The sequence below is a fragment of the Vibrio sp. Isolate22 genome (assembly GCF_022398115.1).
Classification (GTDB): domain Bacteria; phylum Pseudomonadota; class Gammaproteobacteria; order Enterobacterales; family Vibrionaceae; genus Vibrio.
Map to the genome: position 1 here is coordinate 64,122 of NZ_JAKEUW010000024.1, position 13,277 is coordinate 77,398.

14 protein-coding genes are annotated in these 13,277 nt (G+C 44.2%); 6 read left to right on the forward strand and 8 right to left on the reverse strand.

Translation table 11 applies throughout. The features are described 5' to 3' along the window. Positions 1 to 6: 6 nt before the first annotated feature. Positions 7 to 387 (forward strand): hypothetical protein, encoded by a 381-nt coding sequence (locus L1D55_RS14920; protein ID WP_004737837.1) that lies wholly within the window; start codon positions 7 to 9, stop codon positions 385 to 387. 130 nt (positions 388 to 517) lie between these two features. Here L1D55_RS14920 and L1D55_RS14925 read toward each other — a convergent pair whose 3' ends face one another. Next, complete coding sequence (locus tag L1D55_RS14925; protein WP_128164795.1) at positions 518 to 1,441, reverse strand: LysR family transcriptional regulator; 924 nt, start codon at positions 1,439 to 1,441, stop codon at positions 518 to 520. Between the two features lie 200 nt (positions 1,442 to 1,641). On the opposite strand from L1D55_RS14925, the gene L1D55_RS14930 reads away from it, so the two are divergent. Next, positions 1,642 to 2,667 (forward strand): zinc-binding alcohol dehydrogenase family protein, encoded by a 1,026-nt coding sequence (locus L1D55_RS14930; protein ID WP_239917974.1) that lies wholly within the window; start codon positions 1,642 to 1,644, stop codon positions 2,665 to 2,667. 135 nt (positions 2,668 to 2,802) lie between these two features. Here L1D55_RS14930 and L1D55_RS14935 read toward each other — a convergent pair whose 3' ends face one another. Both L1D55_RS14935 and L1D55_RS14940 read right to left on the reverse strand, forming a co-directional pair. Continuing rightward, entirely contained in the window at positions 2,803 to 3,402 is a 600-nt protein-coding gene (locus tag L1D55_RS14935) for a CIA30 family protein (RefSeq protein ID WP_239917975.1), read from the reverse strand. 18 nt (positions 3,403 to 3,420) lie between these two features. Continuing rightward, the gene (locus tag L1D55_RS14940; RefSeq protein WP_239917976.1) at positions 3,421 to 3,690 is read right to left on the reverse strand and encodes a DUF3081 domain-containing protein; all 270 of its coding nucleotides are present in this window, start codon (positions 3,688 to 3,690) and stop codon (positions 3,421 to 3,423) included. Between the two features lie 325 nt (positions 3,691 to 4,015). Between L1D55_RS14940 and L1D55_RS14945 the strand changes: the two genes are divergently transcribed. Continuing rightward, positions 4,016 to 4,996 (forward strand): bile acid:sodium symporter family protein, encoded by a 981-nt coding sequence (locus L1D55_RS14945; RefSeq protein ID WP_275665319.1) that lies wholly within the window; start codon positions 4,016 to 4,018, stop codon positions 4,994 to 4,996. 71 nt (positions 4,997 to 5,067) lie between these two features. On the opposite strand, the gene L1D55_RS14950 is transcribed toward L1D55_RS14945, so the two are convergent. Continuing rightward, positions 5,068 to 5,688, reverse strand: a complete 621-nt coding sequence (locus tag L1D55_RS14950; RefSeq protein ID WP_239917977.1) for a heme-binding beta-barrel domain-containing protein — start codon at positions 5,686 to 5,688, stop codon at positions 5,068 to 5,070. 397 nt (positions 5,689 to 6,085) lie between these two features. On the opposite strand from L1D55_RS14950, the gene L1D55_RS14955 reads away from it, so the two are divergent. After that, entirely contained in the window at positions 6,086 to 6,505 is a 420-nt protein-coding gene (locus tag L1D55_RS14955) for a VOC family protein (protein ID WP_239917978.1), read from the forward strand. Positions 6,506 to 6,600: 95 nt separating this feature from the next. On the opposite strand, the gene L1D55_RS14960 is transcribed toward L1D55_RS14955, so the two are convergent. Further along, entirely contained in the window at positions 6,601 to 7,500 is a 900-nt protein-coding gene (locus L1D55_RS14960) for a DMT family transporter (protein ID WP_239917979.1), read from the reverse strand. Positions 7,501 to 7,807: 307 nt separating this feature from the next. Between L1D55_RS14960 and L1D55_RS14965 the strand changes: the two genes are divergently transcribed. Further along, on the forward strand, positions 7,808 to 9,208 hold the full coding sequence (locus tag L1D55_RS14965) for an alpha-amylase family protein (RefSeq protein WP_239917980.1): 1,401 nt from the start codon (positions 7,808 to 7,810) through the stop codon (positions 9,206 to 9,208). A 98-nt stretch (positions 9,209 to 9,306) separates the two neighbouring features. Here the strand turns inward: L1D55_RS14965 and L1D55_RS14970 are convergent, their stop codons facing one another. Together L1D55_RS14970 and L1D55_RS14975 are read right to left on the reverse strand one after the other, a co-directional pair. Beyond that, a complete protein-coding gene (locus L1D55_RS14970) occupies positions 9,307 to 10,428 on the reverse strand; it encodes an FAD-dependent monooxygenase (protein ID WP_239917981.1) in 1,122 nt (373 codons plus the stop codon). A 132-nt stretch (positions 10,429 to 10,560) separates the two neighbouring features. Further along, positions 10,561 to 11,532: a LysR family transcriptional regulator gene (locus L1D55_RS14975; RefSeq protein WP_239917982.1), complete on the reverse strand. Its 972-nt coding sequence runs from the start codon at positions 11,530 to 11,532 to the stop codon at positions 10,561 to 10,563. Positions 11,533 to 11,632: 100 nt separating this feature from the next. Between L1D55_RS14975 and L1D55_RS14980 the strand changes: the two genes are divergently transcribed. Then, entirely contained in the window at positions 11,633 to 12,985 is a 1,353-nt protein-coding gene (locus L1D55_RS14980) for an MATE family efflux transporter (protein WP_239917983.1), read from the forward strand. Between the two features lie 75 nt (positions 12,986 to 13,060). Here L1D55_RS14980 and L1D55_RS14985 read toward each other — a convergent pair. Then, the coding region (locus L1D55_RS14985) for an IS3 family transposase (RefSeq protein WP_152966870.1) at positions 13,061 to 13,277 on the reverse strand (217 nt) is incomplete at its 5' end.

The following is a 13,277-nucleotide window of genomic DNA, read 5'->3' on the forward strand; positions in this document are numbered from 1 at the left end:
ATTCCTATGACTACGTTTCAATACTACTTTCACCAATTGCCTTGCTTTGACTGTAAAAAAACGACAGTAAGCACAGATCTTGGTTGGTTAACGCCAGCGATGAAAGAGGTGGTTTTAGCGCAACTGACTGAAACACTTGCACAAGGTGAGATTACTCCTGACCTTACTGCGAACGTTGTTTGCACGAAAGAAGAAGCTCGTGAGTACTTGCTGTTAAACTTCTTTGGTTATTCAGAAGAAGAGCTTGAAGGCGAAATCGAGGCGGATGATGAGCAAGAAGTCGCTGACGAGATCGCAGAGCTGCTTGAAGACGGTAAAGACACGATTGAGTTCGAACATGAAGTAGCGCTTCAGTGTTGTGCTGACTGCGACATCATCGAAGAGTAACTAAATATCTTCTAAAGTAAGCGAATCGGTTTGCCATATCCGGTGATAGGTCATTCGCAAAAGGCGCTCGTGAACAATTGTTCACGAGCGCCTTTTTTGTATCCAGTTTGGAAATTCAGCATTAAGATGCTTAGCTGTTGATGATACCTTGCTCATTGAGTTGGGAAAGGATCTCCGCCGTTTTCTCACGGAATAAATCTCTCAGTAAACGAACGGTTGGCGTGATGGATTGACGGCTTGGGCATACCAACCACAGCTCAGTTGGTGTCGGCTCATAGTTGGGCATGATCTTGACTACATCGCCAGACAGCAAATGACTCGACATATCCAAACAAGACTTTATCGCGATGCCTTTTCCTGCGACACACCATCGCCTAACTAGGTCAGCGTCATTGGATGCACGATTCCCTTTGAGCTTTACTTTGTGGTCTTGGGTGCCGTCGTTAAATACCCACTCATCCTGTAACATGTCATGGAGTTGATACAGCAGCCCATTGTGCTCAGCCAAATCACTTGGATGGTCTGGGCTGCCTTTTTCTGCGAGATACGAAGGTGAAGCACATAATATTCTTGGCACATCACAAATTTTGAAGCCATACATGTTGGCATCAGTTGGCGAACCGTAACGCAACGCCATATCCACAGAATCACGATAAAAGTCGATGTTACTATCGCTGATACTCGTTCGAAGTGTCGCTTGAGGGTAATCAAATAGAAACTCATCTAGCCAAGGTATGACGAGGTTTCGCCCTAAATCTGATGAAAGCGCGATTCGAATTTCGCCATCAATGACACCAAGCTCCTCGCGTATATTGAGTTTCGCTTGGTCCAACATTTTCAACGCTTGTTCGCACTCTGGTAAATATCGTTCTCCAGCGGGAGAGAGGCGCAGATGACGAGTGGTTCTTACGAAAAGCTCTGCACCGAGTGCCGCTTCAACGCGTTTCACCGCCGCACTTGCCGTTGCTGTCCGCATGTCTAGGTTAGTGGCGGCTGCTGTGATACTGCGAAACTCCGCTACCTTTAAAATTACTTGTAAGTCTTCAAGAAGCATTTCATTTCCCTGTTCTGAGCCGTGAATCGGTTGACCTGTTTGTCATAAGTTTGGCCATTTTGCTGTGGCTAATCTTAGTATTTTTCTTGCGTACACACACCTCATTATCAAAAATAATTTGATAATAATTCAAACATTAGGCTGTTTATCTAAAGTGAGAAATCTCTAAGATTCAATTATCGAATTTAAGGAGAAGCATCATGTCACTACCATTTACAATGAAAGCCATCGGATTTACTCAGTCGCTAGCGATTACAGAACCAGAAAGCCTGTTTGAATTTGAAACGAGCCTGCCGGAATTAAAAGAGAATGACTTACTGGTCAAAGTGAGTGCGACTTCTATCAATCCGGCAGACGCGAAAATCCGTATTCGCAACGCAAAAGATAAGACACTTGAGCAACCAAAAGTGTTGGGCTACGACGCTGTTGGGGAAGTGGTTGGTAAAGGCACAAACGTTGAAGGCTTCGAGTTAGGCGATCGTGTGTACTATGCGGGTGACGTAACACGAATGGGCGCTAACGCCGAATACCAAGCCGTTGACTACCGCATCACAGCTAAAGCGCCACAAAGCTTAACGGATGAAGCCGCGGTTGTTATGCCGCTTGCAACGCTCACTGCATGGGAGGCGTTGTTTGATCGCCTGCGTGTTCGCCCTGAAGAGAAAAAGTCTATCCTGATCATTGGCGGCGCTGGTGGTGTTGGCTCTATTACTATTCAGTTAGCGAAGCAATTAACCAACCTTAATGTTATAGCGACAGCGTCAAGACCTGAAACCGAACAGTGGGTAAAAGACATGGGTGCAGACCATGTAGTGAACCACCGTAACTTGGTTGAATCAGTGCGTGAGCAAGGGATCCAGTATGTGGATTACATCTTCAATGTTGCAGACACAAAAGGCCACTGGGACGCGATGGTAGAGTTGATTGCACCGCAAGGCATGATCAGCTCGATTGTTGAGTTTGATAGTGAGATTGACCTATCTGCACTACAAGGTAAGTCAGTAGGCTTCATTTGGGAGCTTATGTTTACTCGTTCTCTGTTCAACACCGACGATATCCAGAAGCAGCAAGATATCTTGTTCCAAACGGCGAACTTGATTGATGCGGGTCGTATTAAATCTACACTAACCACAACACTGAATGGTTTGAGTGCAGATACGCTGAAAGAGGCGCACCAACGTATTGAAAGCAGCGCATCGATTGGTAAAACAGCCATCAAATACTAAGTGTTAATGACCTAGAATATAGGCGTTTGAACCCTTGAGCATTCGATGAGTTTTAACGCTTGAATAGAAGAGCCCCAGATATTTTTCGTATTGCGATCTGTGTCTGGGGCGTCGTTCATCTATTAACCCTTCAGTTTATCGAGATGATTTGAATTGAATCTGAATCAGTTTTAACTCAAAGGGTGAGGGTTGTTTGTCTGCAATCAAAAAGCCGAACTGCTTGATGTCTTGAGCTTTCAGTTCTGGTGCATTGTTGAGTAATCGACCTCTAAACACGGCTCGAAAGTCCTCTAGTCTGAACACCTTCTTGAGCTGCTCACCTTTGCTGGTCTCAAAGCTGTGCTTGTAGTTGGTTCGATAGCCATCTTTCCATGTTGTGAACCTTAATTGGTAGGTGCGTCCGTCACCAACAAAGGATAACTCTACACTGTTCACCGCGGGATTTAACGATTCAAGGGAGCGGTTTATTGAGCTGAATCCACCGTTGTTTTCTAATGATAATTCACCTTTAAATAGGCTATCCTCGCCATCATAAACGATTCCACCTGTTGAAATGCCACCCATTACATTGTCGTTAATCGCAGACCATTTCTGGTGTTCGTTCGCTTTCGTGAAATCAATCATCTCTGTTCCTGCTGTTGATGTTTCAGGCCATAACAACGATACGCTGAGGGTTAACCATAAAGGCGTTATTCTCTTATGCAGATGGTACGCTGTGAAGTTTGACTCGTTCATGATTTACTCCATCGCTCATTAGTCCGCAGAAGGTTCAGTGGCGAGTATTCCTAGGCAATGGTCAATGAATTCAGAGTAGTTTGACGCGTTGTCGTACTCAATTTTCAGCGAACCATGAAACATCAGTGTGACGGTGACGTCTTTGTAGCTTAGCCAACAGGTGTAACCATCGTAATCATGCCAAGCTACCATTTCACCAACTTGATATTTGTTGTTCAGTTGTTCCCCGGAAGAGCGAATGAACTCGAATACTCTAAGAAACTCAATGATGGTGATCCTGTTGTCCATGTGTTGCTCCCGTTGTATTGCCCTTGAAAATTGCTTGTCGACTGCTTCCTAAGCTAACTACGACTGGGTGTTATGCTCCGATCACTAAAAGGGAATTTTTTGCTCCATAAACTGCTGTTTTATAATCTTTTCTGTGTCATTCCATATGTCCGGCTACTCCCTCCCATAACTTAGGTAATAGACTCGGAATAACGTTGTAAATCTCAAGATAAAGATGAGCTTAATTTGTGTTTACGGTGGTTAATTAATACTAGAGTCGATAGGATGAACAGCATTGGAGCCGTGTTATTGGTTGAAATGGAATCTACAGGAAGTACGTGTAAACATGATAGAAAAGCTGAAAAAGGAATGGTTTCTTGTAGGAATGGTAGTGGCCATGGTCATTGCTGTTTTTACGCCAGATTGGGGCAAATCAGGAGGGGTACTTCACCTAGATACGATTACGATTCTAGGCATTGCTTTAGTGTTTTTTCTACATGGTTTAGGTCTCTCTCCTAAAGCCATCCTTGAAGGGCTTTCAAATTGGAAGCTACACGTTTTTGTACAAAGCGCGACGTTCTTAGTTTACCCGCTGCTTTGGGTGGTATTCGGGCAAGGCTTTGTCGCTTATATGCCTGCAGCTCTGGCCTTTGGCTTTTGTTATCTTTTCGTTTTACCGAGTACGATTTCGTCGTCGGTTGCAATGACGGTGATTGGAAAAGGAAACCTACCTGGCGCGATATTTAATGCATCACTCTCTAGTATCTTGGGTGTGTTTATTACGCCTCTATTGATTCAACTCTTTATGGGGTTAGAAGGGGCTAAATTGAACTTGATGGAGTCGGTGATCTCCATATCTAAAATGCTATTGCTACCAATGATCGTTGGTCAGTTGATGCGCCCACTACTTTTTGAGTGGACTCAGAAACACAAGTCAGTGGTAAACAAATTAGACAAATACGTGATACTTCTGATTGTTTACAGTGCTTTCTGTGACTCTATTGAGCATGGCATTTGGAGTGACTTTTCACCGATGTTGTTATTGGCATCAACGGTGATTTGTTTACTGGTGTTAATGGTGATGGTGCACGGCATTCAATGGAGTGCTCGCAAGGTTGGATTCAATCATCAAGATGAAGTTGCAGCCGTGTTCTGCGGTACCAAGAAAACCTTAGCGGCGGGGATTCCTATGGCTAAAGTGATATTTGCCAATAACCCTAATCTAGGAATGATTTTATTGCCCATAATGTTATATCACCCGATTCAGATTTTTTATTGTGCGGTGCTAGCCAATCGTTATGCAAAGGTCGAAACGCAATCGACTTAAGCTTGTTTGCTGTTACGAGTACAACAGAAAAACGCCTTTCACTTCGTAGTGAAAGGCGTTTGTATTTGAATCTACTTCACTTTAACTAGCGTACTTGAATCGGTGTGTGCGAAGGCTTTGTCGTAGATCTCCAAACCTGTGGTTTGAGAGTAAGTTAGCGTGTCGTCAGAAATGCTGATGTTCATTGTGAAGTCTGTGGTGGTTGCGTTGTCTGTCATGTATTCAGACTCGGCAATACCGCGTTTAGAAGCGACCAAGGTCATAGTGTCGCCGGCAGGGCCTTCAGCGGTGACACATGTGGTGCGCGGAACACAGTAAGAGTTGTAGACGATCTGATTTTTCTGATCGTAGATAAAGTAACCGCGTTGATCGTGGAATTTAGAGTCGTCAGCCTTTCGGAATACTTCTTGTTTATAATAAAGCGCAACGAGATATTGGTCGCTGGCGTTGGTGGCATCAGCGGCTACTTCAAACGTCATCACTTCATAAAATGGTGTGACGGCATGGCCTCCCGCACCCACATCAGCCCCTTCTTGACCTGGCGAAACATCAATGCCGCCAGCTTCCACTGATTTCCAGATGCCAACTAATTTTGCCAATGGCCCGAAGTCCATCCCATCGATTGTGTTGTGATCTGCAAATGCTGGAAACGAGATTGCCGCTGCGATACCCAATGCTAATACTTTTTTCACACTAACTTCCTTATATAGTTATTTGACTTAATTAACAATAAAGGTGCTGTGAAACCAGTTTATTAACCCAGATCAGTGTTGCTGATTAATATGAAAGCGAAGTGTAAGCTGATGTATCAGTCAATAAGGGGGTGTTAATGCGTTTAAATATTGCACAGGAACCTTGCTTTCTCATCCGAATTTAAGGGGGGAAGTCGTAGATTTATTGGTGTCTTAAGGTTGAGGTCAGTTATCAGGTTTGAGGTCGTCTAAACTTAAAGTTTCTATTTCAGAAAATATGACAATCTGGGCTCTAAAAACGTTCTCGAAATAAATGCAAATTAATGCTTTACCTCAACTTAACTTGAGGTATTAGGATATGCAACGTTGCTTACGAGAATACTTTAAGGAGAGAAGAATGATCCAACTTGAACATGTAAATTTAGTCGTTAAAGACATCCCAGAAATGCTGACTTTCTACAAAGCGGCATTCCCTCATTGGTATGTTCGCGATGAAGGAAAGGGCGAATGGTCAGGCAAGCCACGAAACTGGTTACACTTCGGAGATGAGTATCAGTATATCGCAATGAGTGATCATGGTGAGGGTGAGAATCGAGATTTAGATGGCCACTCTGTTGGTCTCGCACACTTTGCTTATGTTACCAATAATATCGAAAGCGTAACTCAACGTCTTATCGATGCGGGTTTTCCTATTGCCAAACCTGGCGCTGAAGAACCTTATCGCAAGAACGTTTATTTTGTGGACCCGGCTGGCTTTGAGGTCGAGTTCGTTGAATATCTGAGTGATGATCCCAGGCTTCGAAATGCTACAAGTTAGCAGAATCGTTAGGTAGGAAAACTGAAAAAGGCATTGTGGAACACTCCGCAATGCCTTTTTAGATTGATTAGCTAGTTGGTCTTTCGCTCGTTGTTCTACTTAGCTTTGAACGGTACCAATAGCTGCTTTCCAAACACATTAATAAGCGCGCCAGTGACAATCAGACCACCACCAAGATATGTCCATATTGAAGGGATCTCATTGAAGATCCAAACACCTAGGAGCGCTGAGAAGACGATTTGAACATAAGAGTAAGCCGAAGCTTTACCTGCTGCTTGAGTTTGCATTGCCTTGGTTAAACCGTATTGGCCTATTTGAGTGAAAACCCCAACCAACACCAACATCACTGTTAAGAATAGGCTCGGCATTACAAAATCGTTCCAAATAAGCGCTGTCGATATCGGCAGAGCCACTAGTGGGAAGTAGAAGATGATGACAGAGCTGTCTTCTGTTTGGCTCAGCTTTCGCACAATCACGTAAGCAATTGAGCTACCAAATGCACCAAGCAATGCCACCAAAATACTGAACAACGGTAACTCGCTGCTTGTATTGTTGCTCATACTTGGTTGCACCATCACCAATAACCCCGCTAGACAGAACGCAATGCAAATCATAGTCGATTTTTGGACGCGTTCTTTGAGGAATAACACGCCAAGCAAGGCCGTAAATACGGGGTGTACATACTGTAGAATGGTTGCTTCTGCTAACGGTAAAGTTGTTACCGCGTAGTACACACACATCAGCGCTGCAGTGCCGACTGCACCGCGAACAAACAAAAGTGGTTTGTTATTACCCCAGATAGAAATGCCTTTTCGTTTTACGTCGATATAGCTAATGATCAAAGACACTAACGCCCTTGCCGCAACGATCTCAAATACAGGTATGCCATAGTTGCTGATGTATTTCACACAGGCTGACATCAGTGCGAATCCAAAAGCGGAGAGGAGCATGAATCTAACCCCAACAGGGATCATTGTAAAAGAGAAAGAAGGCATAAAAATATCAATCGGTTGAGGGAAAAGGAATCATAGCTTAGTTTAGAAGACCCGACCAAAGCCTTTGTCTTTTTCTCGTCAACTTGATTCAATTAATTCTCATTTCTAATCTTCTACTAGTCACGGATACGTCCATGCGCCGCAAAACGCACATCACATTTTGCCTCACATAATATCGGTCATAGCTCAATTTTATAAAATCAACATCAACAGAAGGTGACGCTAATCCAACTCTGATTTATCGGGCGTTTTAATTGTCCTTATCACTCATATCATTCCTGTGAATTTATAATGAGAGATATGTTCTATGAAACCAATAAATACCTTACTCATATCCACACTCGCGCTTTGCTCTTTTAGTTCAGCGACTTATGCCGATACCATTTTGCATGCATTTAATTGGAAATATTCAGATGTCACAGCCAATGCTAATCAAATCGCCGAAGCTGGTTATAAGAAAGTACTGGTCGCTCCGGCAATGAAATCCAGTGGCACCCAATGGTGGGCGCGTTATCAACCACAAGATCTACGTACCATTGATTCTCCATTGGGGAATAAACAAGATCTAGCAGCAATGATTGCCGCGCTGAAAAGTGTCGGTGTTGATGTTTACGCGGATGTTGTACTTAACCACATGGCGAATGAAAGCTGGAAGCGAAGTGACTTGAACTACCCTGGTACAGAAGTGCTAAACGAGTATGCCAGCCGCTCAAGCTATTATGCTGACCAGACTCTTTTCGGCAACTTAGCGCAAGGTTTTGTCTCGGCTACTGATTTTCATGCGGCTGGTTGTATTTGGGATTGGGATGATCCTGGGCATGTTCAATATTGGCGTTTGTGTGGTGCGGATGGCGATACCGGGCTACCCGATCTCGACCCAAACAACTGGGTAGTGTCACAGCAGCGTTTGTATTTGAAGGCGCTAAAAGAGATGGGTATCAAGGGTTTCCGTATTGATGCAGTGAAACACATGAGCCAGTATCAAATCGACCAAGTATTTACGCCTGAAATCACATCGAACATGCACGTGTTTGGTGAGGTGATTACCAGTGGTGGAGCTGGGAACAGTGGCTACGAGTCTTTCTTAGCACCTTACTTGAACAACACCAATCATTCTGCGTACGATTTCCCGCTGTTTGCTTCGATTCGATCGGCGTTCTCTATGGGCGGTGGTTTGAACCAATTGCACGATCCACAAGCTTACGGACAAGCCTTGCCTGATAGCCGTGCCATTACCTTTACTATCACACACGATATTCCAACCAACGATGGCTTCCGTTATCAAATAATGGATCCTCAAGATGAGCAGCTTGCTTACGCGTATATCCTTGGTAAAGATGGTGGCACTCCACTGATCTACAGTGATGATCTTCCTGATTCAGAAGACAAAGATAATGGTCGTTGGGGGAATGTTTGGAATAGCCAGAAAATGAAAAACATGTTGAGCTTCCATAACGCGATGCAAGGCAAAACAATGACCATGATTTCAAGTGACCAGTGCACTTTGCTGTTCAAGCGTGGCAAAGAAGGGTTAGTTGGGATAAACAAGTGTGGAGAAACGCGTGGCGTGACAGTTGATACTTACCAACACGAGTTCAATTGGCATGTTCAATATAAAGACGTATTAAGCAGCGCGACAGAAACGATTTCTTCTCGCTATCATACGTTTAACCTGCCACCACGCAGCGCGCGTATGTTTAAGTTGTAGTATCTGTTAAAGCTAGAAAGCAGAGCCAATAACCTAAAAAGCCGCAGTGAGTACTGCGGCTTTTCTAGTAGACAAAGCAGTGTTAGCGAATCATGTCATTAAAAAGGCGATCGGCTATTCGCGATAGCAAACTGTTGGTAAAGCTCTGCCACTTCAACTGGGTTGAACTCATCTTTGTAAGTGAGCTCACTGAGTCTGTGGGTGATGTTTTGTAGCTCGTGAGAACGTTGCTGAGCACGTTGTTGGTAGCGTTTGAAGGCTTGCTCTGTACCTTCGAAGTTCGATGCAATGCTTTGTGCTAAGACGTAAGCGTTCTCAATGCCTAAACTGAAGCCGATACCCATTGTCGGTAATACTGCACAGCACGCGTCGCCTAATAAAACGGCGTTGTCTCGATACCAAGTATCGAATGGCGCAACATCAGTAAGGGGAGAAGGTAAGATCTTTGACTCTGGCGTATCTCTAATCATATCCAGTAAGTAGCTAGGATAGTGAGAGAACTGCTCTAACACGGTTTGTTTAGAAAGCGTTTCACCTTCTTCAACGGCGCATGCAGCAAACCAGTACTTGCCTTGGGTTTCTCGGTTGTAGGTGTAGGTTACGATGCGAGATTTGTCACCCGCGAATACATAACACTCCTCGTCACTGATCTTTGGCACTTTGAAATCAATCTCGCCGCGGCAACAATATACATTCGGTTGTCTCAGAGAGACTTCAGGTGCCACAAACTTTCTGACTTGCGAGAACACACCGTCGGCACCGACAATAATATCAGCATCAAGAGGCTCGCCATTGATAAGAATTTGAGACTGTTCGCCATTCTCAACGACGGTGCAATGCTGGTTGGTGGCAATACACTCATCACCTAATTCATCAAGCAGCAATTGATATAAACGGCTACGGTGAAACAAACCAATAGGCGCATTTGCTTTGCTTGGTGAATCGCTCATATTGAGTGTGTTGATTGGAAAGCCAGTCGCCGTCAATGTTGAGATAGTATCGACTTGGTTACAAGCCGCTTTAACTTTGTCGACACCCACTAATGCCGCAAGAACTTGCATGCCCTCTGGCCACATGATGATACCTGTACCATCAGCACGTGGCTGTGCTGCCTTTTCGTAGACTCGAGCTTGAATCCCAAACTTACGTAGCGATAACGCAAGGGCCAAACCATTCAGTCCCGCGCCGATAATTGCGATTTTTAGACGTTGTTGTTCCATGACTTTCTCCTAAAACTAAGATGCCAATATCTGAGTATTGGTTCATAGGGCGTAAGATAGGCCATTCCAATCAATAAATAAACGTTATAAATGAAAAGGTTATTGAGAGCATCGCATCATGGGTGAGATCCCTCAATGATCTTCAATCACTCCAGACCAATGATTTTGCTGGGAGAGTGCTTTCAACAATTCAATCTCTTTCGCTGTCTCTTGTTTAAGCCATTCAATCAGGTCGTTGATCACAGCAGAGTGAGTACGCTGGTGGATGAAGTAGGTCCAAGCACTGTGTTGAATCTTGGCATTTTGCGGGCAGTGCAAGAAACCTCGTTGCAAATCCTGCAAAACCAAAAGCAGATCCGTTACCGTGACGCCTTCACCAGATAAGCAGGCACTGAGCGCCATATCCAAAGATAAGAAGCTGGTATTTCTAACGGGCTTTGTTGGTGGCGATTCGACATCGGCCAGCCATACCTTCCAATCATGGTGATCTAAAGTCGGGTGAAGCCTTGGCATGGTTAAGATCGAATCGAGGTCGGTATCTTTCTTAGTCAAACCTAAAGCATTGGTTAAGCTTGTGGAACACACGGGTGCCATAAACTCTTCACGCAAGAAAGTGATGTCAGGAGCGTTGTCATAGCGGCTTTTGAATCGAGTATGAAAGATCAACAGGTCATACTCACTGCTGTTAATGGCTTCATCCTCTTCAATCACAGGAACAATAACGATCTCGTAATCTGGGTAACGCTCGTTTAATTCACGAACCTTAGAGATCAACACGCGCGTAGCAAAACTCAGGGTTGCCTTGATCACGATACGTTTCTGTTTTGGTTCTCTCCAAGATGCGATAACCGATTCGATACTGCCGTAGCTTTCTCGCAAAGCGGTATACAAATCATGACCTTGCTCTGTTAATTCAATCGCTCGATGTTTACGAATGATCAAAGATGCGTTCAGCTCATCTTCAAGCTGTTTTATCTGACGGCTAATCGCACTCTGTGTCACGTTGAGTTCATCGGCGGCGAGTGTAAAGCTCATCAGTCTTGCTGCCGCTTCGAAGGCTTTTAAGCCATTATGTGAGGATGGCAGGCTAGGATATGGGGTCATAATTCACTCGCATGAGTTTTTGGAATGTTAGAGTCGCAAATTTATCAATTGAACGCTAGTCCCATCGATCGTATTTTGGTCGAAATTAACCGAGGCGCTCATGAAAAAAATACTCACTCTTGCATTCCCTTTGATCATTTCACAGCTGATATCCATGGCTTTAGTCCTTACTGACGTTTGGATGATGTCGCGCATCAGCGTGTCAGCCCTTGCGGCTGGTGGCTTAGGCGCGTCTATCTACTTTTTTATCTTCATTATCGCGAGCAGCACGGTAGGCTGTGTCGCAAATTTGATTGCCATCGCCTATGGTCAACGTGTGGCTCGCCCTGAATTTGGTAATAGCCAAATTCGGTTGGCAGTGAAAGGCGCAACCATGCTGGCATTTGTACTTAGTGCGCTCTTAATGGCAAGTTTTTGGTTAGCCCCATTGGTATTAGAAGCAGCCAAGCAACCACAGGAAGTGATCACCTTGGCGATGGAATACGTGCACGCTCTTAAATGGGTGATGTTGCCTTCGCTTATCTTATTGGTGTTGCGTGGCTTAACCAGTGCGTTTGGCAATGTGCGTTCTATCTTAGTGATGTCGGTAATCACGGTTATTCTGAATGTTCCAGTGAGTTATTTCTTAACTTTTACATTGGAAATGGGATTAACAGGACTTGGGTTAGGTACCGCGATCGCGGCATTTATGGTGATGATTGGTTACACGGTTTGGGTATTCAAGCGTGACGAATTCAAACAATTTGCTCCTTGGCTGCACACAGAAGAGTACTCCCTTAAGTTGATGAGCCCTTTGCTATTGATGGGTTTACCTATCGCGATTGCAGCGTTGCTTGAGCATGGTTTGATTTATGGTGGCACCTTAATGGCAGGAACCATTAGTATCGCCTCTCTAGCGCTGCACCAAATCTTACTACAATGCTTGAGTTTTACATGGAACTTTAACTTTAGCTTTTCCCAAGCGGCTGCGATTTTGGTTGGTCGTGATTACGGAGCGGGCAACTATGAAGGAATCAAACGAACCTCGATTCAAAGCTTCATATTAGTGTCGTTGTTGAGTATTGCGTTGTCGGCTGTCTTTATCTTATGGCCGGAAATGATAGCTTCTATCTTCAAGCTGGATGATGGCACAGGAGCAATGACATCACTATTGGCCTCTGTTATCTGGGTTGTTGCACTCTGCTTTATTGTTGATGCTTGGCAGTTGTTAGCAATCAACCTGCTTAGAGGTATGAAGATTGTCTCTATGCCAATGGTGATGACGGCAATTGGTTACTGGGTATTTGGCTTACCCGCTGCTTGGTACTTAATGCCCAAGTTTGAATTGGCCGGAATCTGGGGCGGAATTGGTGTTGGTTTGGGAGTGACAGGCATTCTGCTGCTAATTCATTTGATGGTTGTGCTTAACAAAAACAGCAAGGCTCCAAATATCGGTTGCTCAGCTTACTCTTAACTTCCTTAGTCAGATTATTACCGATAATAAAAAGCCACAGATACTGATGTGACCCCGTAAAGTTGGACATTTCTGTTAAGCGGCTTTCAAGGCCTGAGTTCGATATTCTATCGGAGTCAGGCCTTTTAGTTTCACTTTTATACGTTTGGTATTGTAGTACTCGATGTATTCTTTAATTTGCTCTATCAGAGCATCTGCATCTTCAAAGCTTTGGTTGTGATACATCTCTGTTTTGAGTAAAGCAAAAAAGTTTTCAGCAACCGCATTATCCAAGCAGTTACCTTTTCTCGAC